Here is a 22,096-nt window from a genome sequence, read left to right on the forward strand (position 1 = left end):
TTCTCCGGTGGGCCTACCTCCCGGCGGTGGGCGTTGGCTTTCATACATTATCTGCTGGCGCGCAAACTGCCGCGAAAAACTTTGAGGGGGTCTTCCGGGGCAACCCCCGCCTCACTGGGTGTTCGTGTTCAGTTGCTAGTTCTTGCGACCCGGGGACTTCGCACCGGACTTGAAGCCGAGGCCGCCGGGCTTGGCGGTCGGCGGAGCTACCGAGGTGCCGTTGCCGTTGCCGTTGGTCGGCTCGGCTTGGGTGGCCGACTCCGCAGCGGGGGCTTCCGGTTCCGCCGTCGCGGATTCAGCCGGGGCTGCGGGTGCAGGTTCCGCGGCAGGTGCCGGGGTCGCGGCAGGTGCCGCAGCGGTGCCGGGAGCCTTCGGGCCGGGGCGCTTCAAGCCCGACTTCATGGCCAGACCCTTGGCGGGCACCGACGGCTTGGACTCGGCGGGGGCCGAGACCTCGGGGGCGGCAGGAGCTTCCACAGGAGCCGCCTCTGCTGCCGGAGCTGCCGGCGCCTCGGTGGCCGATGTGGTCGGAGCTGCCTTGGCACCCGGCGCCTTCGCCTTGCCCTTCATGCCGAGGCCCTTGACCGGCGTGGCGGCCGGTGCGGGAGCGGCTTCGGCAGCAGGGGTTTCCGCGGCGGGAGCGGCCGGAGCCTTCGCGCCGGGCGCCTTCGCGGCACCCTTCATACCGAGGCCACCACCGGGAGCCTTCGCCCCACCTTTCATGCCCAGGCCCTTGACCGCGGGAGCCGCGGCTTCGGCGGCGGGTGCCGCTTCAGCCGCAGGAGCCTTGGCACCAGGAGCCTTGGCGGCGCCCTTCATACCGAGCCCGCCACCGGGAGCTTTCGCTCCACCCTTCATACCGAGACCCTTGGCCGGAGCGGCCGCGGTGGTTTCGGCAGCGGGGGCAGCTTCAGCGGAGGCCTTCGCACCCGGCGCCTTGGCAGCGCCCTTCATACCGAGCCCACCACCGGGAGCCTTCACGGCACCCTTCATACCCAGACCACCACCGGGAGCCTTGGCAGCACCCTTCATGCCCAGGCCACCACCAGCAGGAGCAGCCTTCGGCGCGGCTGTGGTCGCAGCAGCGACCTCGGCCACCGGCTCCGGCTCCACCTCGGGTTCGGGTTCGGCCTTGGGCTCCTGGACGACAACCAGATTCGCCGACAGCTCAGCAGCATCGATACGAGTGATCGAGTCCAACATCAACTGCGAGACATCGACGACCTCGACACCCTCGCCCTGACCCTGCTCCTGACGCGCGGTCACACCATCGTTGAGCATGACCCGGCAGAACGGGCAACCCGTCGCGATCTTGGTCGGGTTCGTCGACAACGCCTCATCGACCCGGTCGACGTTGATGCGCTTGCCGAGCTGCTCTTCCATCCACATCCGAGCACCACCGGCACCACAGCACATCGAACGTTCGCCGTGGCGGGGCATCTCGATCAGATTCGAACCCGACGCCTCCATCAACTCACGCGGTGCGTCGTAGACCTTGTTGTGCCGGCCCAGATAGCAGGGGTCGTGGTAGGTGATGTTCTGCGAGACCGTCGCGACCGGGACCAGCTGCTTCTGGCGCACGAGCCGGTTCAGCAACTGGGTGTGGTGGACCACCTCGTAGGTGCCACCGACCTGCGGGTACTCGTTGTTGAGCGTGTTGAAGCAATGCGCGCAGGTGACGACGATCTTCTTCTTGGACTGCTCGACACCCTCGAACACCGAGTTGATGACCTCGATGTTCTGCAACGCCAACTGCTGGAACAAGAACTCGTTACCCGCACGCCGTGCCGAGTCGCCGGTGCAGGTCTCTTCCGCACCCAAGACCATGAACTTGGTCCCCGCGGTCGCGAGGAGCTCCGCGACTGCCTTGGTGGTCTTCTTCGCGCGGTCTTCGTAGGCGCCGGCGCAACCGACCCAGAACAGGTACTCGTACCCGTCGAAGCTGTCGGCGTCCTTACCGAAGACCGGGATGTCGAAATCGACTTCCTTGATCCAGTTCAGGCGGTCTTTGGAGTTCTGGCCCCACGGGTTGCCCTTGTTCTCGAGGTTCTTGAACAGACCCGCCAGCTCGGAGGGGAACTCCGACTCGATCAGCACCTGGTAGCGGCGCATATCGATGATGTGGTCGACATGCTCGATATCGACCGGGCACTGCTCGACACACGCACCACAGGTTGTGCACGACCACAACACCTCGGGATCGATGATCCCGCCGATGTCCTCGCCGCCGACCAGCGGACGATCGGCTTCGGCACGAGCGGCCGCGGGGATCTTGGCCAGCGCGGCCTCATCGGGCTTGCCATCGGCGTCGACCAGGCCGACCTCGTCACCACCGGCGTCCTTGCGGCCACCGGCCAGCAGGTACGGGGCGGCGGCGTAACCGTGGTCGCGCAGCGACATGATCAGCAGCTTCGGCGAGAGCGGCTTACCGGTGTTCCAGGCGGGACACTGCGACTGGCAGCGACCGCACTCGGTGCAGGTGGTGAAGTCGAGCCAGCCCTTCCAGGAGAAGTCCTCCATGCGGCCCGCACCCAGGGTGTCGACCTCGGGGTCGACGTTCTCCATGTCGAGAACCTTGCCGTTGGAGATCATCGGCGCGGCCGCACCGAGGGCGACGCTGCCGTCGGCCTCGCGCTTGAAGTAGATGTTGAAGAAGGCCGAGAAGCGGTGCCAGGCCACGCCCCACGTGATGTTTCGGCCGACCAGGTAGAGGAAGGCCATGCCCGACATCAGCTTGACGAACGCGAAGATCGACACCATGGTCGGGCTCGCGGGCAGCAGCTTGGCGATCTGCATGGTGAAGAAGTCGGTGGAGGCGTGCCCGTGCCCGTAGGTGGCGATCTTGCCCGCCTTGACGAAGATCATGCCGAGGCCCTCCATCAAGACGATCGTCTCGATGACATAGGCGGGCGCCATCTTGGAGCCGGTGAAACGCGACAGGCGCGCGGGAATCCGCGGGTGGTTCAGCTGACGGATGATGATCAGCGCGCCGATGCCGATCACGGTGCCGATGCCGAGGATCTCGTCGGTCAGGTGGTAGATCGCCCAGTTGCCGATGATCGGCCAGTGGAACGAGCCGTCGAAGGTCTGGCCGTAGGCCTCGAACCACAGGATCGCGCCGAGGATGAAGCCGGTCATGACCAGCCAGTGCGCCCAGCCGACGGTGCGGAACTTGTTCATCCGCGTATGGGCCGCGACCTCGATGAACATGTTCTTGAACCGTGGGAAGAACGGTCGCCAACGATCGGGGGCCGTCTGGCCGATGGTGATGGCCTTGCCGATGTTCCATGCGCCGCCGATAAACGACGCCCAACAGAACAGGCTGAGCACAGCTCCAATCGTGCCCAACGTGATAGTCAGGGCATTCATGTCGCGACCTTTCTTTCGAGGCAACACGAGGGTCTGAGCGAGGAGACCTCACCCGATTGCTCGTATCGTAACTGCCACTAAGTTACCGGCCAGTAACTACAGCCGTCCACCGTAGGATCGGCTTTTGTGCTCTGACCTTGTTTACTGGGACTTGACCTGTGGTTTGCCTGTGAGCAATATCACAAAATTGTTTGCTACGGGGTTCCCGTAACGCCTGTTGAACACCGTAAACCGTGCGTGAACTGCGGTGAAGCTAAGGTCAGGCTTACTAACCCCACCGAAATTCCTGCTGGTCTCAGGGGATTCGGTCCATTAGGCTCCAGCTGTTCTGCATGCTGTGCCGGTCTTCACACTGCTCGGGGAGAAGTAGGGGACATCTCATAGGGATGCCCTGCTTGACGAGATCTCGCGTGTTGCTCGATCGCACGCCGCACCACACCTGATGGATTGGAACCTGAATGAACTTCCGTAAGACCACTGCGGCTGCCGCGCTGGTTATCGGGGCGATGACCGTTGCCATGGGCACTGCTCATGCCGAAGAGGCACCGCAGGACATCAAGTACTCGGTCAAGCTGGTCGACAAGACTGTCGTCGCCACCGTGAAGAACGGCACCTTCTCGATCGTCGAGCAGGACGGCGAGACCCCCGAAGCGCCCAAGACCAAGATCGCCGAGATCAAGGACACCAGCGGCGCGGTCGTGATCGCCCTGCCGATCGCCTTCTCGATCGGTGGCGCGGAGATCCCGACCAAGACCGAGGTCGTCAAGGACTCCACTGTCCTGGAGCTCACTCCGGAGCGGCCGGCCGGCGTGGCCATCGGCCAGCAGGTTGTCAGCCCGAAGCCGGTCCTGAAGGACATCGCGTCGGCGCAGGAGAACCAGAAGGCGATCAACGACTTCTCCAGCAAGTTCAGCATCGGCACCGCCATCGGTACGTTCGTCGGCACCGCCGTCGGCGCGCTGATCGGCTGCGTCGTCACCATCCCCGTCGGTTGCATCCCCGGTCTGACCGTCGGTGCCGCTGTCGGCGGAATCGTCGGCATGATCGCCATCGGTGGTCCGACCATGGCCGTCACCGGCTGGGAGCTGCTGCAGGTGCTGCAGGCTCCGGACGGCACCACGGTGTGGGCCGACAAGCCGAAGGCTGTCGCGGCCCCGGCTCCTGAGCTCGCTCCGGCCAACTGATAGGGCTTACGCCCCAACGGTTTCTCCGCTAAGGCCCCGCTCCTCTTCGGAGCGGGGCCTTACGCGTTCGGCGACTACGGCCCCTTCAGCAATCGGCGAACCAAGCCTTCACGAACCCCGCCGACTGATAGGTGTAGTCCCACGCCCAGCGGGCCGGCGAGAGATGTGGTTCGGGGTCGGCGAACAGCAACTCGCCGTCCCAGCATTCTCCGAGGATGTAGCGGGCGCGGGAGATGTGCGGGGTGAAGGTGACCACGATGACCCGGTCCCAACCGGCACCGAGGCGCGCCAGTTCGCGGCCTTCGCCGAGAGTGGTGCGGGGGTCGGGGTCGAAACAGATGACCTCGAAGCTGTAGCCCCCGTGGCAGATCCGATTCACCATCGGGCTGTGGTCGTAGGGGTTGGAGATCAGGACGCGGGGCGCGTACCCCTGCGCGGCCAGCCGCAGACCGAGTTGTTCGCGGCCGTCGTGCGCCCCACCGAGGACGAGAATCGCGTCGGCGGTCTGCGGGGTATCCGTGCGCGGCCGCACGTACACCGGCCACAGCGCGACCACCGCGATCAACACCACGACCAGCAATCCACCCGTGGCGACCAGGACCCGACGCACAGTCAATGCTCCATCCGCGATATTCGTGCGATTCTCGCCGGTGCAGGCCGACGATCCGAACCGTGCACCGACCAGCTATCGTATTCCCGCAGGTGAGAGCCCCGCACGCCGATCACCTCAGCCAGCGTTTCCCCCTGTACACCAGATGTTGCGCCCCCTCTTGCCTCGCTGACGCGGCGTAGCCACGCGCGCCGCTTACCAACAGAAGTATGCGATGCACAGTCTTCGGAACGGGGTACCTCGGAGCCACGCATGCAGCGTGTATGGCCGAGTTGGGACACGACGTGGTCGGGGTGGACGTCGATCCCGGCAAGGTGGCCAAGCTGGCCGATGGTGTGGTGCCGTTCTACGAGCCGGGACTAGAGGAAGTGCTGCAGCGCAACCTCGCCGCCGGCCGCCTGCGGTTCACCACCGACTACTCCGACGCCGCGGCCCACGCCGACGTCCACTTCCTCGGCGTCGGAACACCGCAGAAGAAGGGCGAGTACGGCGCCGATCTGAAATACGTTCACGCGGTGGTCGACACGCTCGCCCCGATGCTGGAACGCCCGGCGATGATCGTCGGCAAGTCCACGGTGCCGGTGGGAACCGCCGCCGCCCTCGGCATTCGGGCCCGCGAGCAGGCGAATGTCGAGGTGGAGGTCGCCTGGAACCCCGAGTTCCTGCGCGAGGGTTTCGCGGTGCAGGACACCCTGCGCCCCGACCGCCTCGTCCTCGGTCTCGACCATGCCCGCGAACGTTCGTCCTGGGTCGAACAGCACATCCGCGAGATCTACGCCGACCTCATCGCCGCCGAGATCCCCTTCCTGCTCACCGACCTGGCCACCGCCGAGTTGGTGAAGGTCTCGGCGAATGCCTTTCTGGCGACCAAGATCTCGTTCATCAACGCCGTCTCGGAGGTCTGTGAGGCCACCGGCGCCGACGTCACCATGCTGGCCGACGCGCTCGGCTACGACGCCCGCATCGGCCGCCGCTTCCTCAATGCCGGACTGGGTTTCGGTGGCGGCTGCTTACCCAAGGACATCCGCGCCTTCATGGCCCGCTCGGGCGAACTCGGCGCCGATCACGCCGTCGCGTTCCTGCGCGAGGTCGACAACATCAATATGCGCCGCCGCACCAAGGTCGTCGACATGGCCGCCCGCGCCTGCGGTGGTTCCCTGCTCGGCGCGAATGTGGCGGTCCTCGGCGCGGCCTTCAAGCCCGAATCCGACGATGTGCGCGATTCGCCCGCCCTGAATGTGGCGGGCATGATCCAGCTGCACGGCGCCGTCGTCACCGTGTACGACCCCAAAGCAGTGGAGAATTCGCGCCGCGTGTTCCCCACGCTGAACTACGCCACCTCGGTCTCGGAGGCCTGTGATCGCGCCGATGTGGTGCTGGTACTTACCGAATGGAACGAATTCACCGCATTGACTCCGGCCGACCTGGACCCGGTGGTACGTTCCCGTTCGATCATCGACGGTCGCAACTGCTTGGACAGCACCGCCTGGCGTCAAGCCGGGTGGGTGTACGCCGGACTCGGGACCCCGTAGAGTAGCGAGCCAAGCGGGGGCTGGGCGAATTTCGTGCAGCACGGACGAGATGGGCAGCGGATGAGTTCGGTTCTGGGAGTATCGGTGGGGGCCGGGACGGTGCGCCTCGCGCGTCCGCAGCACGGCGGCCCGCACGGTTCGGTCCCGGCGTATTCATTCGAGCTGCAATCCATCTCGATGCCCGAACAGCGGGCCGAGGAGTTCGCCGCCGACGCGATCGCCGCCACGCTGGCCGCCACGCCGGAGGTCGTCGCCACCACCATCACCTTCCGCAGCGATCCGCAGGCCAGGGCGGTCCGCGCCGCGATGGCCAGGCGCCAGCTCACCAACTACCAGCTCGTTCCCGAAGCCGTTGCCGCCGTGCACTTCGCCCACGCCACCAGCGATATGCGCGAAGTGTCCACGCTGGCCGTATACGACCTGGGCAGTTCGGGTCTCACGGTGAGCGTGATCAACGCCCGCACCAGCGATGTGTACCAGTGCGAGCGGATCAGCGACATCAGCGGCGACTACCTGGATTCGCTGATCAGGGAGCAGCAGATCGCCTCGGGCCGGATCGCGCATCCGGCCGACCCGGCGGGCCTGGCCGCACTCGACGCGCTGTGCCGGGCCGCCAAGGAGCAGCTGTCCAACAGCAATGCGGTGGCGCTACCCAGCGAACAGGGCCTGGTGCTGCTCACGCAGGAGAATTTCGAAGCGCTGATGATGCTGGCGATCGAGTCGTCGGCCCGGATGACCCGCGATGTCATCATCCGCGCGCAACATCCGGTGCAGGCGGTGATGGTTCTCGGTGGTGGCGCCCGGATTCCGTTGATCGCGCGCGTGCTCGAGCGCACGATCGGCGTGCCGGTGATCGTGCCCGCCGAGCCGGAGACCGCGCTGGCCCGCGGTGCCGCGTTGCTCGCCCGGCCCGCCCAGGTCCAGCAGGCGCCCGTCGCCCCGGCACCGATCCCGATGGGCGAACACGACGACACGACCCCCGCCTGGCTCACCGCACCCACCCGCGGCCGCCGTCCGCTCAGCGCGCTCACCAATCGCGCTCATTCCCGCCGGGAACTGAATGTGGCGGTGCTGACGGTGAGTTCGCTGGTGGTCGTCGCCGCGATCGGCCTCGGCCTCGGCTACGGCCCCGAAGTGCTCGAGCGCGGTTCGTCGAGTGACGGTTCGCAAGCCGTCCCCGCGTCGACCCCGCCACGCCCCAGCGTCGTCGGCCCGTCGACGGCTCCGGTCGCGACCACCGAGGCCCAGCACGAAACCGTGGCCGCGCCACCGGTGAATCCGCGGCAAGCGGAGGTAACCACCACCGCGCCGCCCGCCCAGGGCCCCAACACCTTCACCGTGGTCCCTGGGCTCCCCCCGGTCGTCCTGCCGACCCTGCCCCCGGTTGTCCTGCCCGGCTTCCCACCCGCCGGTCAGTAACCGCTCGATTCGAAGACCTGCCCGGTTCAGTTCCGGGCGTGTCTGGCGCGCGCGGGCACCACAGCTGCCTGCTTCGACCCGAAGGGCCGTGCCAGCATCACCGCGATCGCCGTCGTCAACGGCACCGACAACGCCAGCGCGATGCCACCCACCGCCGATCGCGTGATCTCGATGGCCACCGCGTCACCCGTCAGCACATCGGTGATCGAGCGCCCCGCCACGCTGAACAGCAGCAGCAACGGCAGCGCCCCACCGGCATAGGCGAGCACGAGCGTGTAGACGGTGCTGGCGATGTGGTCGCGCCCGACCCGCATGGCCGCGGTGAAGATCTCCCGCCGCGTCGCGCCTTCGTCGAGCGCGGCGAGTTCGAAGGCCGCCGAAGCCTGGGTGATGGTCACGTCGTTGAGCACACCGAGCGAGCCGATGATGAACCCCGCCAGCAGCAACCCGGTGATGCTCACGTGCTGGATGTAGGTCGCCACGTTGGTGTTCTGTTCCTCGGACAACCCCGTGAGATGGGTGGCCTCGATAGCCAGCCACGACAGCACCGCGGCCACCACCATCGACGCGAGCGTCCCGAGCAGCGCCGAACTGGTCCGCAGATTCACTCCGTGCGCGAGGTACAGCACCACGTAGAGAATCAGCGCCCCCGACACCAGCGCGACCGGAATCGCCGACTTCCCGTCGAGCAGCGCGGGCAGCAGGAACATCACCACCACACCGAACGCGAAGCACAACCCGACGAGTGCCCGGAACCCTCGCCACCGCGCGACCACACAGATCACCACGACGAACGCGAGCACGATCAAGGCCAACGGCAGCCCGCGCGAGTAGTCCTCGAACGCGTACATGGTGACCCCCGCCGGATCAGCGGCCCGCACCACCCGAATGTTGTCGCCCGCCCGCAGATCGGGCTGCCCCGGCCCCGGCGCGATCTCGAACAGCGTCTTCTTACCCTCGTCGGGCCCCGACCTGAGCTCGATGATGCTGCGCTGACACGTGTAGGAGGCGGTCCGCGGCGGTTGCGGCGTGTCCGCGAACACCTTCCCGTTCGACGGACTCCCGCAGGGACCGATGTCCTGCATGACAACGGTTCCGGCCTCGGTCTGCACCGCCTCACCGGTCATGGTCTGCATCGGCAACGGAATCTCGACGTGCTGCGCACTCGGCCACAAGATCACCGTCGCGACCAGCACCACCGCCCCGATGATCGCCAACAACCCGACAACGACCTTGGCTGCGGTGTCACTGATGGCAATCGGCCCGGAATGGTCGTGATGGTGATGATGATGCTCGCTCACGGCCCGAAGCTTAAAGGACTTCGTTTTCAATAACACCCCCGCAACACCAGATCTCGCAAGAACATGGGTAACTCCCCGGGAACGAGCAAACTGGGCCCACATCAGAACCCCCGCCACATACAAAAACCTCCCCGGGTCTAGGTCTGGCCTAGACCCGGGGAGGCGGGTTTGTGGGCGGCGGAGAGCAGGGGGGTGTCTCCGCCGCCGGAGGCAGGCGCCCAGGGGGGTAGGCGCGCGTACCTAAGGCTCTCGGTTGTCCAGGGGGGGTAGACAACCGGGCCAGGGCGCCGAAGCGCCGAGGTCTACTGTACACAAAAGATGGACTTTTGCACTAGTAGATCTTCAAAACATCCAACATTCCGAACTCTCAGTCTGTTTTATCTGCCATACCAAGATGGACATCCTGACGAGAGTCCCTAAACTCACTGGTCAAAGCCCTGACAAGTGAGCTCCGACTGTAGCTCTACTGTCGGTAGCTGGCGAGGAAGTTGCCGAACCGCTCGATCGCCACGGCCAGATCGCGCGCCCACGGCAGGGTCACGATCCGCAGATGGTCGTTCGCCGGCCAGTTGAAGCCGGTCCCCTGCACCATCAAGATCTTCTCCTGCAGCAGCAGATCCAGCACGAGCTTTCCGTCGTCGTGGATCTCGTGCACGTTCGGGTCAAGCCGAGGGAACGCGTACAGCGCGCCACGCGGCTTCACGCACGACACACCGGGGATCATGTTGAGCCGCTCCCACGCCACATCGCGCTGCTCGAGCAGCCGCCCACCGGGCAGGATCAGATCCTCGATGCTCTGATGTCCGCCGAGCGCCACCTGAATGGCGTGCTGAGCGGGCACGTTCGGGCACAGTCGCGAGGATGCGAGCAGATCGATGCCCTCGAGGAAACCGGCCGCGTGCTCCTTCGGCCCGGTGATCGCGAGCCAGCCCGAGCGGTAACCGGCCACCCGATACGCCTTCGACAGCCCGTTGAACGTCAGGCACAGCAGGTCGGGGGCGAGCGAGGCCAGCGAGATGTGCTTGGCGTCGTCGTAGAGGATCTTGTCGTAGATCTCGTCGGCCAGCAGCAGCAACCGATGCTTGCGCGCCAGGTCGACGATCTGCTGCAACACCTCCGCCGAGTACACCGCACCCGTCGGATTGTTCGGGTTGATCACCAGCAGGGCCTTGGTCTTGTCGGTGATCTTGGATTCGATATCGGCGATATCGGGCTGCCAGCCGTTCTCCTCGTCGCACAGGTAGTGCACCGGAGTACCGCCGGCCAGGCTGGTCATGGCCGTCCACAGCGGGTAGTCGGGCGCCGGGATCAGCACCTCGTCGCCGTTGTCGAGCAGGGCCTGCATGGTGACGGTGATCAGCTCGGACACTCCGTTGCCGAGGTAGACGTCGTCCACATCGAGCTCGGGGAAGCCCGGCACCAGCTCGTAGCGGGTCACGATCGCGCGCCGCGCCGACAGGATGCCCTTGGACTCGGAGTACCCCTGGGCATACGGCAGGGCGGCGATGATGTCGCGCATGATCACATCGGGCGCCTCGAAGCCGAAGGGGGCCGGGTTGCCGATGTTGAGCTTGAGAATGCGGTGGCCCTCGGCCTCCAGGCGTGCTGCCTGTGCGTGAACCGGCCCACGGATCTCGTAGACCACGTTCTGCAGTTTGGTCGACTGCTCGAGAACGCGCGGGGGCACATGCGGCAATTGAGGACTCACCGGTCCCATGTTGCCATCCTGTGCAACCTTATTTGGGCGCGCGGTCGCCTTGTGCCCTGGTGACAGCCCTCTACGGTCGCGGGTGGGTGGCCAAGGCCGCGGTCGCGACACAGAATTCTTCGATGCGTTCGTCGAGGCCGCGTGCTTCCACCGCGTCCCGATAGGTCGGGGCGGCGATGCGGCGGCGCAGGCCAACGAGGCGTTCGCTCAGCTGGGCGATGCGCTTGTCCTCGGGGAGGTCGAGGACCGGGCGCAGGGCGTCGGCGGCGCCGTCGATGCTGCCGTTGATGAGGTGCGCGGCCGCGTTGTCGACGCGGGCCAGCGATTCGGCGCCGTAGGAGCGTTGTAACGGTGGACCGCTCGAGTAGAGGGTGATGGCGCGTTCGGTGGCGGCCAGTGCCTGTTCGGCGCGGCCGAGCTGGATGCAGGTGGCGCCCGCGTAGTAGGCGGCCTTGGGCGGGCCGAAACCGAACACCCCGCCGATCTCGTCGTGTAGTTCGTCGCGGCGGTCACCGGCCGCCACCTCGGCCGCGCGCAGGCACCGGTCGGTCTCGGCGTCGCTGCCGAGTCGCGCCCACACTCTTGCCTCGATATTGAGCAGCCGCACCCGGCCGAGTCCCGGTCCCGCGAATTCCTGTCCGCTGCGCGCCAATTGGACGGCGTTGCGCGGCCGGTCGGACCAGTTCTCGATCAGCGCGTGCATGCCGCGCGTCCACGCGCGCAATCCGTTGTGCCCACTCAGCTCCGCGTAAGCCCAAGCGGCCCTGATCTGTTCGCCTGCGGCATCGAGATAGCCCAGGTCGGTACTCGCGTTGGCCAGCAGCCCCGACAACGTCCCGGCCAGCAGGTAGAGGTGGCTGGTGTCGACCGGCTTCTGCTGCCCGTCGAGTAGTCGATACACCCGCCTGCGCACCCGCAGCATCTCCACCATCATCGGTGCGGGTGCGGCATGGACGTATTCGTTGGCGATGCGCCGGACGTCGGCGTCGAGCTGGGCCAACGTCGTTGCCCCCACGTTGGTGCCCTCCGCGGCGGCCGCGTGTTCGCTGGCCTCGTGCGCAGCCGCCATGATCAACTCCCTCTCCGACAACACCTCGGGCACAGCACCTTTGACAGTTCCCGCATCGACGAACGCGAGCAGGTCAGCATCACCCGCGGGCGCCAGCAGGGTCGAGAATCGCGCGCGCACAACATCATCGGACCGGGCCAGTGACGTATCGAGCGCGGCCTGATTCACCGGACGTGGGCGCACCCGCACCCCGCCGGCTTCCCATTTCGACACCAGCCGTTCGTGCACACCGAGATGAGCCGCGAACTCCCGGATGCTCATTCGTTTGGCATCGCGAAGAGCTCTGGCCTCTCTCCCTGTCCACTCCCCGACCACGGCGTCACCTCATCCGACGGACAACTCCCTCCAGAGTACGAGCGTGACAGTGAGACACACCACAAGTTCGCGGAATCGGTTGCCAGAGGCAGTGAAAGGGCGGTGCGGGGCAGTGGTCACGCGCGCTCGCATGCGCGATTCTGGAAGCGTGGAAGCCAGAACTGTCGACGACTGGGTGCGTTGTTACCAGCGTGAATTCCGGCTGCCCGTCCGCGAGCGCGGCGGCTTTGTGATGCTGCCGATCACCGACCGGCTCTGCGTGGTGCATCTCCCGACCACGCGCGCCGAGAAGGTGCTCACGGCGCTACGCGAGCAACGCTGCGAGGGTCCGGTGCTGGCACGCCAGATCCGCTGGAGCGTGCTCGCCGTACCCGACGCCAGGCCCTCCGAGGAAGAGGCCGCCGAGCTCGCGGGGCTCGATATCGATATCCCCGGCACCGGCAGCGCCGTGATGCTGCCGACCAATCTGGGCCGCTGGAGCCGCGAGGGCTGTCACTGGGTGCGCCCGCCCACCGGCGGCGGCGACACCCTGCCCGCGCTGTCGCTGGTGCTGAGTCTCGCCGTGGCGTCAGGCCCTCAGCGGGTCTCGACCGCGCTCAGAGAATCGGGTGATAGGGGAAAGTTGAGGTACGACCGCGACGGCGTCGGCCCCCGCTGACCCTGATACTTCGACCCCGCTTTGGCGCTGCCGTACGGATGCTCGGCCGGGCTGGACAACCGGATCAGGCACAGCTGCCCGATCTTCATCCCCGGCCACAGCGTGATCGGCAGATTCGCCACGTTCGACAGCTCCAGGGTGATGTGCCCACTGAACCCCGGATCGATGAATCCCGCCGTCGAATGCGTGAGCAGCCCGAGTCGCCCCAGACTCGACTTGCCCTCCAGCCGCCCCGCCAGATCGTCGGGCAGCGAGCACACCTCGAGCGTGGACCCGAGCACGAACTCCCCCGGGTGCAGCACGAACGGCTCCCCCGGCTTCGGCTCCACCAGGCTGGTCAGCTCGTCCTGCTGCTGCGCCGGATCGATATGGGTGTAGCGACTGTTGTCGAACACCCGGAACAGCCCGTCGAGGCGCACGTCGATGCTCGACGGCTGAACCATCGACTCGAGCATCGGTTCGACGCCGAGACGCCCAGCGGCGATCTCGGCCCTGATGTCACGATCGGAGAGCAGCACCGGCCCAGTGTAGACGCTGCCGAATCCGCACAACGCCGTGCGCGCGACCCAGCAAGACCCGAACATTTGGGGCATCGAAAGGGCTCTGATCTGGGAATTCGGTCCCACCAACGAAACTCTGAACCACTAGAGTTTCACTAGGTGCCACGGTGGGACCGAAAGGATGCCCGCAGAGAATGAAAAAGATCGGATCGGGCCTTGCCGTTCTGTGCGCGTTGACGGGGCCGGGCCTGTTCGCGGCTTCCGCATCCGCGACCGTCGAAGACATCTACGTCACCGGTCCGTCCACCCCCGGACAGCCGTACTCCCGAGCCTGCAACTACGTAGGCGCGCAGTGCGAGATCGTCGCGCGCCTCATCGGCGCCGACAATCAGGATCCAGTGGTCATCACGATCAACGGAACCGACCTCGGCGCCCCACGCTACGCCCGCTACACCAACCGCTCCGCGGCTTTCATCGAGTGGCGCGCACCCGCCCTCGGCACCTACACCGTCATCGCCGAACAGGGAACCTCGACATCGACACTCGTCATCAACATCACCGAGGCATCCTCCGGCACCGGTTCGGCACTGCTGCCCTCCGGTTCGGCAGGCTGATCGGCACCACACACCCGCAGTCGAACCGAGCTCGGCGCCCATCGCGATCGAGCAGTGTTTCCTGGCAAGCCCGACGCAACGTCTGCTACAGTCGCGATTGGCACTGGTGGTACACCGCTGGCGCAGTTCGCCGATGTAGTTCAATGGTAGAACTTCTGCTTCCCAAGCAGATGGCGCGGGTTCGATTCCCGTCATCGGCTCAACAACGAAACCCCCCAGGTCATCCGGGGGGTTTCGTCGTTTTAGTTGATCTTGCCCGAGCGCTCGAGAAGAGCCTTCGTGCCCCGTACGCGCCCCAGAGCTGCCATTTAGGAACTGGATCGGCCGTCACGGAAGTCCTTCGCCATCTGCGAAAGATCGTCAGCGATGCGACGTTCGGCGTCGTCGGTCGCCCGTCGCTAGATCAGAGCAGACGCCGGCGCGGTTAGCCCAGGACCCCGGCGGCTGTGAGGTACTCGATCACCGCAGGTTGGTCGGCATCGAGAAACTCGAAGAATTCGCCGGTGAGTGCGCCTCGGTCGGCCGCCTCGCACAGCGCCTCGAGGTGTTCGGAATCGGTGACGGTCTCCTCGGGGTCGTCATTCTCGTCGTCGGGAATCCATCCGGCTTCGTCAGCGAGCACGTCGATCTCGCTGCCATAGCGGACGGGGTCAGCGGTGTTTTGCAGCCCCGAGACCGCGCCATCGTCACCCACGATCTCCGACCAATTCCACCCGCTGCCATCCCACCAGCGAACGAAGGTCACCTCCGAGTCGTGGTCGATACGTGCATGGTCACTGGTCAGGTCGGCGGACCGCACCCACGGAGGCGCATCGGCCAGTGGGTCGTATGCCTGCTGCCAGAACGAACTGTCCTCGTCGTGGCCGAACAAGATCGCTCGGGAATCCGGGTATCGGATTATGGTGAACCAGTTCCCCGCACCGTCCTCGCTGGAGATCCGCCCGTCGCGCACTCCATCCAGGGAATCAGCGAGATCGCTCGAGCCGTCGAAAGCGGCGGCGCTGAGCGCCTCGCTTACTGCGATACGGGCCCAAAGCACGTCTGGTCCAGGCCAGTCCATTGTCATGCGACGAAACCTAACACCGCCCGCTGACAAATCAGCGTCGTGATCATGCAACCGCAGATCCGGCCGTCCTCACTTCCGGCCGAGAGCGTGGCAGCCGGAAGGTTCACGCGTGCAACCGGTTTCATCTCCGATGGACACCTCCTTCGAAATCCCCGGCTGTCACGCTCTAGACCACATGGGCCTGTGTGCAACCCACCCCAGCGCCGGTCGCCGAGAACATGCGACAAGCGGCATGAGCGGACGTTCCGAGGCAGGCAACGGTCGGACATAGTTGGAGGTATGAGGACCAACAGGCTCAGTGGATGGACCGAGGATTTCCACGAGATGCCTTGGAGTGAGGTCGCACGCTGGTATCAGGGGTTGTCCGATCGGCATCCCCCTATGCAGCACCTGACCGACATCGTGGACAGTGTCGTGCGCTCCGGCCGTGATCAGGACTTGGCGGCGACGATGTCGATGCACGATCTGATTGTCACGACCCGGCCGGTGTCCGAAGGACCGATCGAGGAGGTCGTCGTCCGCGCCCCGGGATCGCTTGTCCCGGTGGCCGACGGCACCGTGGTCATCGAGTGTCTCTCGGATTTCCACCCCGGCCAGATCGTGGGCTCGGTCGACGAGGCTGTCCCACTGTTCTGGCAGTGCGTCGCCACAGTCTTCGGCATCGTGCCGCCCTCGACCGAATAGGTTGGTCGGTTCAGCCGGTGTGCAGGGTGCGGAACTTGCTGCCGTGGAATACCAGTGGGTCGATGTCCTCGCGGGCGGCTACGCGGTTTACGCGCAGGATTACTACTAGGTGGTCGCCTGCGGTGACCTGGGTTTCCGGGACTCCTTCGATCCAGGCTGTGGCGCCGTCGATGAATACCGCCTCGCCGGTGCCGCGGTGGAGGGCGGTTTCGCGGAAGCGGTCGCCGTTGCGGGCGCCGAGTGCTTTGGCCGCGGCTTGCTGGTCGGTGCCTAGCAGGCTCAGGCCGAGGTGACCCGCGCTTGCCAGTTTCGGCCAGGTCGACGAGGAGTTCTGTACGCAGAACGAGACGAGCGGTGGGTCGAGGGAGACGGGTACGAAAGTGCTCACCGCCAAACCGTGTGGGGTGCCGTCGATCTCGGCGCACACGGCGACCACGCCGCTGGGGAAGTTGGCGAAGGCGCGGCGCAGGCCGTTGCCGTCGGCGGGAAAGTCCAAGAGCTCATGCATGATTCGTTGCCTCCACCGGCCGGACGGCCGGGTCTGTCAGTGCCGCGACGACGGGTCCCCATCGCCGCGCGTATTCCTCGATGACGCCGTCCTCGCCGAAGGTCCGGTCGGAAAGGTAGAGCCCTGGCAGCGCGGCGGTGCCGCCGATCTCCACCAGGACGGGCTTGAGCAGCAGGTCGGGTGCGAGCGCGTGGGCCGGACCCGCGCCGAGCATCACCGGCACCGTCACCACACCGGCCAGCCCGGTACCGCCGTCGAACTGTTCGAGGAACAGTTTCAGCAGTCCGGTGTAGGTGGCCTTGAAGGTCGGGCTGGCGAACACGACGAGCTCGGAGGACGCGACGGTGCGCGCGGCCGCCGTCACCGCCGGGTCGCCCCAGCCGAGCAGGCCGGGCCCGAGGGTGACCAGGTCGATCACCGCGGGCTCGGTGTCGGGACGCAGTGCCCGCGCGACCCGCACGGCCGCGGCGAGGGTGCGCGATGCGGGTTTCGGGTTACCGACGACGACCGTCACTGTCATGGGATGTCCTTGTCTCGCGTGGTGGTTCTAGATGACGCCGTGCAGCGGCGGCGGCCGGTTGTGCAGAACGGCCCGCCCGATGTGCTGGTACTTCCAGCGAACGGGGTCGTGCAGCGTGTGGGTGCGCGCGTTGCGCCAGAAGTGGTCGAGCCGGTGTTCGGCCGCGGCGCTGCGGGTGCCGCCCACTTCGAATATCGCCGCGGATACCTCGTTCGCAGCACGGTCGGCGAGGATCTTGGCCGTCGCGACCGCGATCGACGCCTGCGCGCCGTCGCCTTCGAGAGAGGCCACCGAATGCGCGTTCTCCGCTACCGCTTGGGCAGCCACCGCACCCGGCCGGACCGCCGCGTCCACCGCCGCACCCGCGACGATCAGCGTCGATTCGGCAGCCGCGACGGCGACAGCCAATTCCCCGAACCGTTGCGCGACCAGCGGATCGTCAGCCGCATGCGCGACCTCGGCCTCGAACCACGGCCGACTGCGCGTGCGCACGAACTCGGCCGCCGCCTCCAGCGCACCGCGCGCGATACCCGCGTCGATCGCGGCGTGCAGGAGCTGCGCGAACGCCCCGTACCCGGTCGGTGCGTTCACCGCGGACGTCCGCGAGACCAGCTGCTCGAGCCCGACAACAACCCCGGCGAACTCGACCGTCCCGCTCCCGGTTGTCCGCTGCCCCAGCGCATCCCAGTCGTCGATGATCCGCACCCCCGGCTCGAGCGCGGGCACGAAAGCCACATACTCGCCGGGCTTCAGCCCCGAAATACCCTGCGGGTCATCGAGTCTGGTCAATACCGCGAGCACGTCGGCGAACAGCGACCCCGTGCAGTAGTACTTCGTCCCCTCGACCACAAACCGCCGAGCCCCGATACCCGCTGAACCGGCATCGGTCTGCGACGGCACGACGTGCTCGCGCTCGCCGTTGCCTACGCTCGCATCGTCGACCAGCCGCAGTACCGTCGAGATCTCGGCAACCGTCGCCCCACCACGTTCGGACTGCGCGTTGGCGATCCGCGCCCCCGCCAGCACCTTGCCGAAGTAGTCCCGGCGCTGAGCCCGAGTTCCCGCCAGCCGCAACAGGTTCAGATACACGAAGTGACTGTGCGGCACCTGCGCGATGTTCGGATCGGCCGCGGCCAGGATCCGCACCACCTCGGCGACCACGCTCGGCGGCAGATCGGCCCCACCGAACTCGGCAGGCACCGTGATCGCGAGCAACCCACTGGCCGAGAGCTGATCCAGCTCCTCATGCGGCAGCCGACGCGAGAAATCACGCTCGGCGGCACCCGCGGCGAACACCTCGGCCAGCTCGGCCGCGATCCGCACCGCCTGGCCCGCCGTGGCGATCCGCTCAGCGGTCACCACCGTCATCAGCGTCCCGCCGCGACCGGCGTCGCGGCGGCCTCCAGTTCACGCACCAGCGGCAGCACCTTGGCACCGAAGTACTCGACCTCTTCCTGGAAGTGCAGGAACCCGGCCAGGATCAGGTCGACGCCGAGCGCCCGGTAGGCCACGATCCGCTCGGCGATCTGCTCGGGCGTGCCGATCAGCCCGGTCCGGAACCCGTCGTTGTACTGGACCAGATCCTCGAACGTGGAGTCGGCCCACATGCCCTTGCGGTCACCGGTGGACGCGCCTGCCTGCTGCACCGCGTCGCGGAACCCTTGCACCGCGGGCTTGTTCGCCTTCTCGACGATCTCGCGCAGGGTGTCGCGCGCTTCCTTCTCGGTATCGCGGGCGATGATGAACCCGTTGAGCCCGAACTTCACCTCACGGTCGTTGGCCCTGGCGACCTCGCGCAGATCGTCCAATTGCTCTGTGACGCCGTCGAAGTCCTTACCGTTGGAGAAGTACCAGTCCGCATGTCGACCACCGTTGCGCCGAGCCGCCGTCGAGTTACCACCTTGGAACAGTTCAGGATTGGGACGCTCGGGAGTATTGAGCGGCTTCGGCTTCAACGTGAAGTCACGGATGCGGTAGAAGTCGCCGCCGTAGTTCACCGCGTCCTCGGTCCAGATCTTGCGGATCACCTCGAGGAACTCGGCGCTGCGCCGGTACCGCTCATCGTGTTCGAGCCACGGCTCGCCCAGCGCCTTGAACTCACCGGCGAACCACCCCGACACCACGTTGATCGCGAACCGGCCGCCGGACAGGTGGTCGGCCGTGGCACCGAACTTGGCCAGCACCGCCGGATGCCACAGCCCGGGATGGATGGCGGCGATCACCTTGAGCCGCTCGGTCGCGGCGAGCAGCGCGAGGCTGAACGAGGTCGACTCGTGCTGGAACTCCGCGCCGTAGGAGGCGGTGTAGCGCACCTGGGTGAGCGCGTAGTCGAAACCGTTGCGCTCCGCGGTCTGGGCGAGCTTGGAGTTGTAGTCGAAATCCCAGCTGGTGCGCTGCTCGATATCGCTGGTCACCAGCCCACCACTGACGTTGGGTACCCAGTAGGCGAACGAGACCTCGTCGGCGATTCTCTCCGTGGTCACGGCAGTTCCTCCTCGTCGTCGGCTGTTCCAGTGCAACACCGGCAGCCGACCCCGACGAGGGTTTGAATCGGCGCGATCGATACGCGCTCGGGTCAGCTCCCCACGCGCACGCAATCGGCCGCGATCTTCGACTGCGCCGCGCTCACCTTGGCCGCGTCGCCCTCGCCGAGCAGCTTGGCCGGATCGTCGGACTGCGCGTTCGACACCATCACCCGCAACCCGTCCTGCGACATCCCGGAGTCGAAGAACACCTTCGCCGCGCAATCGGCCAGCGCGGGATTCTTCAACCCCTTGTCCTGCAACGACTTCGACAGCTCGGCCTGAGTCACCGCAGGTGCTTCGTCGCCACTGCCGCAGGCCGACAGCACCGGCAGCGCGAGCAGTGCCGCAGCCATCAGACAGATCCGCATTCGGTGAGTCCTCTCGATCGTCACGCATCGAGCGACGCGCGATGCGTTCGGATCATGCCGCACCATCGTCCGTGTGGCCACCCACTCGAACTGACTCACGAGTAAGATAGGCGCATGGGAGACAACATCACCGTCCGATTCGACGACAATCGCGCCTATGTCGAACTGAACAGGCCCGGCAAACACAACGGGCTCACCCTGGAAATGCTCCGCGATCTTGTTGACGCGGCCCGAAAAGTGGCCGACCACAAGACAACCCGCGCCGTCATCATTACCGGAAACGGCCCGAGTTTCAGTAGCGGACTCGATATCGCCGCCGCCACTCGCAATCCGGTGGCTATCGTCAAAGAATTCCTCCCGCGACCATTGCGCGGCACCAATACCTTCCAGGAAGCCTGCTGGGCCTGGCGCCGCCTCGACGTCCCGGTGATCGCCGCCGTCCACGGACGCTGCTTCGGCGGCGGCCTCCAGATCGCACTGGCCGCCGACTTCCGGATCGCCGCCCCCACAGCCGAATTCTCGGTGATGGAAACCGCCCACGGCCTGATTCCCGATATGACAGGCCCTGCCACATTGTCACAGCTCATCGGCATCGACCAGGCCAAGCTGCTGGCGATGACCGCCGACTCGATCGACGCCGATTACGCGCTCCGGATCGGCCTGATCACCGACGTCGCCGACGACCCGGTGAAGGCCGCGCAGGCGCTCGCCGACCGCGTCACCGCCCGCGACCGCGACGCCGTGGCGGCCGCCAAACACCTGTTCGACCGCTCGTGGCAGCGCGGTTCCCGCGCCACCTTCGCCGCCGAGCGAATGGCTCAACTGCCATTGCTCCTGCGTAAGGCCATGAGTAGTAGCGACTGACAAGCAATCCACCGGGAATTCATGCCGACTACCGAAGGTATGTACCGCACATCACTGTTAGCGGCTGTTAGCATCGCTTCGATTCGCTGACCAGTCGAAGAGTGGTACGTGACGGCAAGCCTGGAACGTGCCTGGATTTCGGCCTGACCCGGAGGCTCGAACACCTGTGAACAAGACCGGCTCTGCCCTGTTGTCCGCACTCACAGGTATTACGGCCTTGCTGGTGAGCGCGGCGCCGCCCGCCGTGGCGAACCCGAACGCCATCAACCCGATTCCCGTTCTCAACGGCACCTATGGCCTGCCCGTCCTGCACGGGCGCACCCAGGCGGTGTTCCAGGTCACCGGCATGGCCAGCCCCAACAACACCCAGAACTACAACGTGCTCGGCACCGACCTGGGCATCATGTGGGACAACGGGCGCGGCGAGATGCTCACCGCCTTCGGCGACACCGCGGGCCTCGGCTTCCCCAACCTGCTCGCGGGCAGTACCTGGGCGTGGCGCTCCAACATCCTGGTCCGCAGCCATGACCAGAACCCGTCCGACGGGATCATGTTCGACAGCGTCGTGCGCGATGTCATCGGCCAGGCGCGCGACCTGATCCCCAGCCCCAAGATCCCCTTCCTGGAGATCAGCCGTATCCCCACCGCGGGCATCTCGGCCAACGGCGTGCAGTACATGTCGCTGATGTCGGTGAAGACCTGGGACGCGCCAGGTGAGTGGACCACCAGCTTCTCCGGCCTTGCCGCCTCGGCCGACAACGGCGAGACCTGGGCCGATCTCGGCCACACCCGCCGTCCCGACGAGGGTGGCAACGCCAACTTCCAGATGAACAGCTTCGTGAAGGACGGCGGCTTCGTCTACGAGTACGGCACCCGCGCCGGCCGCAACAACGACGCCTTCATCGCCCGCGTCCCCGAAGCCCAGATCGAGAACCTCGGTGCCTACGAGTACTGGGACGGCCACGAGTGGAAGCTCAACGAGGTGAACGCGGCAGCCCCCATCATGGGCGGCGTCGGCGAGCTCTCGGTGATGTACAACGAGCACCTCGGCCAGTTCGTCTCCCTCACCACCGACCCGTTCAACTCCGTGGTGATGCGCCGCGCGTCCTCCCCTGTGGGCCCGTGGAGCGGACCGGAGGTACTGATCGAGGCCCGCGATCTGCCGACCGCCTACGCGCCATCGATCTTCCCGTACCAAACCGGCAGCGACCTGTACTTCATGACCACGATCCACACGCAGTACAACGTCGTCCTCATGCGCACCAGGCTGTAATTTCCGGTG

20 protein-coding genes and 1 tRNA gene are annotated in these 22,096 nt (G+C 66.3%); 9 read left to right on the forward strand and 12 right to left on the reverse strand.

All coding sequences use genetic code 11. The features are described from left to right. Positions 1-135 precede the first annotated feature (135 nt). Positions 136-3,369 (reverse strand): (Fe-S)-binding protein, encoded by a 3,234-nt coding sequence (locus ACFWPK_RS26785; protein ID WP_378920301.1) that lies wholly within the window; start codon positions 3,367-3,369, stop codon positions 136-138. Positions 3,370-3,827: 458 nt separating this feature from the next. Between ACFWPK_RS26785 and ACFWPK_RS26790 the strand changes: the two genes are divergently transcribed. Further along, entirely contained in the window at positions 3,828-4,553 is a 726-nt protein-coding gene (locus ACFWPK_RS26790; protein WP_378920303.1) for a hypothetical protein, read from the forward strand. Positions 4,554-4,638: 85 nt separating this feature from the next. Here the strand turns inward: ACFWPK_RS26790 and ACFWPK_RS26795 are convergent, their stop codons facing one another. Beyond that, positions 4,639-5,163, reverse strand: a complete 525-nt coding sequence (locus ACFWPK_RS26795; RefSeq protein WP_378920453.1) for a YdcF family protein — start codon at positions 5,161-5,163, stop codon at positions 4,639-4,641. Positions 5,164-5,372: 209 nt separating this feature from the next. Here ACFWPK_RS26795 and ACFWPK_RS26800 point away from each other — a divergent pair, with 209 nt between their 5' ends. Both ACFWPK_RS26800 and ACFWPK_RS26805 read left to right on the forward strand, forming a co-directional pair. Beyond that, on the forward strand, positions 5,373-6,695 hold the full coding sequence (locus ACFWPK_RS26800) for a UDP-glucose dehydrogenase family protein (protein WP_378920305.1): 1,323 nt from the start codon (positions 5,373-5,375) through the stop codon (positions 6,693-6,695). Between the two features lie 60 nt (positions 6,696-6,755). After that, a complete protein-coding gene (locus ACFWPK_RS26805; RefSeq protein ID WP_378920307.1) occupies positions 6,756-8,114 on the forward strand; it encodes an Hsp70 family protein in 1,359 nt (452 codons plus the stop codon). Positions 8,115-8,140: 26 nt separating this feature from the next. Here the strand turns inward: ACFWPK_RS26805 and ACFWPK_RS26810 are convergent, their stop codons facing one another. The 3 genes from ACFWPK_RS26810 to ACFWPK_RS26820 form a co-directional block, all read right to left on the reverse strand. Then, a complete protein-coding gene (locus tag ACFWPK_RS26810; RefSeq protein ID WP_378920308.1) occupies positions 8,141-9,415 on the reverse strand; it encodes a YibE/F family protein in 1,275 nt (424 codons plus the stop codon). 463 nt (positions 9,416-9,878) lie between these two features. Continuing rightward, on the reverse strand, positions 9,879-11,132 hold the full coding sequence (locus ACFWPK_RS26815) for a pyridoxal phosphate-dependent aminotransferase (protein ID WP_378920310.1): 1,254 nt from the start codon (positions 11,130-11,132) through the stop codon (positions 9,879-9,881). Between the two features lie 61 nt (positions 11,133-11,193). Continuing rightward, the gene (locus ACFWPK_RS26820) at positions 11,194-12,453 is read right to left on the reverse strand and encodes a helix-turn-helix domain-containing protein (protein WP_378920311.1); all 1,260 of its coding nucleotides are present in this window, start codon (positions 12,451-12,453) and stop codon (positions 11,194-11,196) included. 202 nt (positions 12,454-12,655) lie between these two features. Here ACFWPK_RS26820 and ACFWPK_RS26825 point away from each other — a divergent pair, with 202 nt between their 5' ends. After that, a complete protein-coding gene (locus ACFWPK_RS26825; RefSeq protein ID WP_378920313.1) occupies positions 12,656-13,165 on the forward strand; it encodes a hypothetical protein in 510 nt (169 codons plus the stop codon). On the opposite strand, the gene dcd is transcribed toward ACFWPK_RS26825, so the two are convergent. After that, positions 13,084-13,683, reverse strand: coding sequence for a dCTP deaminase (gene dcd / locus ACFWPK_RS26830; RefSeq protein ID WP_067455312.1), 600 nt, complete (start codon positions 13,681-13,683; stop codon positions 13,084-13,086). The two genes, ACFWPK_RS26825 and dcd, sit on opposite strands and share 82 nt — an antisense overlap. A gap of 176 nt (positions 13,684-13,859) precedes the next feature. Here dcd and ACFWPK_RS26835 point away from each other — a divergent pair, with 176 nt between their 5' ends. Together ACFWPK_RS26835 and ACFWPK_RS26840 are read left to right on the forward strand one after the other, a co-directional pair. Further along, complete coding sequence (locus tag ACFWPK_RS26835; RefSeq protein WP_378920315.1) at positions 13,860-14,279, forward strand: transposase family protein; 420 nt, start codon at positions 13,860-13,862, stop codon at positions 14,277-14,279. A 129-nt stretch (positions 14,280-14,408) separates the two neighbouring features. Further along, positions 14,409-14,479: transfer RNA gene (locus ACFWPK_RS26840), tRNA-Gly, on the forward strand. A 224-nt stretch (positions 14,480-14,703) separates the two neighbouring features. Here the strand turns inward: ACFWPK_RS26840 and ACFWPK_RS26845 are convergent. Beyond that, a complete protein-coding gene (locus ACFWPK_RS26845) occupies positions 14,704-15,396 on the reverse strand; it encodes a hypothetical protein (protein WP_378920316.1) in 693 nt (230 codons plus the stop codon). Between the two features lie 228 nt (positions 15,397-15,624). On the opposite strand from ACFWPK_RS26845, the gene ACFWPK_RS26850 reads away from it, so the two are divergent. Further along, positions 15,625-16,029, forward strand: a complete 405-nt coding sequence (locus ACFWPK_RS26850) for a hypothetical protein (RefSeq protein WP_378920318.1) — start codon at positions 15,625-15,627, stop codon at positions 16,027-16,029. 10 nt (positions 16,030-16,039) lie between these two features. On the opposite strand, the gene ACFWPK_RS26855 is transcribed toward ACFWPK_RS26850, so the two are convergent. The 5 genes from ACFWPK_RS26855 to ACFWPK_RS26875 form a co-directional block, all read right to left on the reverse strand. Next, the gene (locus ACFWPK_RS26855) at positions 16,040-16,537 is read right to left on the reverse strand and encodes a flavin reductase family protein (RefSeq protein WP_378920320.1); all 498 of its coding nucleotides are present in this window, start codon (positions 16,535-16,537) and stop codon (positions 16,040-16,042) included. Then, entirely contained in the window at positions 16,530-17,057 is a 528-nt protein-coding gene (locus ACFWPK_RS26860; protein WP_378920322.1) for an NADPH-dependent FMN reductase, read from the reverse strand. The genes ACFWPK_RS26855 and ACFWPK_RS26860 overlap by 8 nt, the downstream gene beginning before the upstream one ends. 27 nt (positions 17,058-17,084) lie before the next feature. Beyond that, positions 17,085-18,425 carry an acyl-CoA dehydrogenase family protein gene (locus ACFWPK_RS26865; RefSeq protein ID WP_378920324.1) on the reverse strand — a complete coding sequence of 447 codons (1,341 nt, stop codon included), beginning with the start codon at positions 18,423-18,425 and terminating at the stop codon, positions 17,085-17,087. After that, positions 18,425-19,540 (reverse strand): dimethylsulfone monooxygenase SfnG, encoded by a 1,116-nt coding sequence (sfnG, locus tag ACFWPK_RS26870; RefSeq protein ID WP_378920326.1) that lies wholly within the window; start codon positions 19,538-19,540, stop codon positions 18,425-18,427. Before sfnG ends, ACFWPK_RS26865 begins: the two co-directional genes overlap by 1 nt. Positions 19,541-19,632: 92 nt before the next feature. Further along, entirely contained in the window at positions 19,633-19,935 is a 303-nt protein-coding gene (locus ACFWPK_RS26875; RefSeq protein ID WP_378920328.1) for a hypothetical protein, read from the reverse strand. Between the two features lie 129 nt (positions 19,936-20,064). Here ACFWPK_RS26875 and ACFWPK_RS26880 point away from each other — a divergent pair, with 129 nt between their 5' ends. Both ACFWPK_RS26880 and ACFWPK_RS26885 read left to right on the forward strand, forming a co-directional pair. Beyond that, positions 20,065-20,814: a crotonase/enoyl-CoA hydratase family protein gene (locus tag ACFWPK_RS26880; protein WP_378920330.1), complete on the forward strand. Its 750-nt coding sequence runs from the start codon at positions 20,065-20,067 to the stop codon at positions 20,812-20,814. A gap of 166 nt (positions 20,815-20,980) precedes the next feature. Further along, positions 20,981-22,087, forward strand: a complete 1,107-nt coding sequence (locus ACFWPK_RS26885; RefSeq protein WP_378920331.1) for a DUF4185 domain-containing protein — start codon at positions 20,981-20,983, stop codon at positions 22,085-22,087. Positions 22,088-22,096: the final 9 nt, after the last annotated feature.

This window comes from Nocardia sp. NPDC058519, from assembly GCF_042719755.1.
Taxonomy (GTDB): Bacteria; Actinomycetota; Actinomycetes; order Mycobacteriales; family Mycobacteriaceae; genus Nocardia.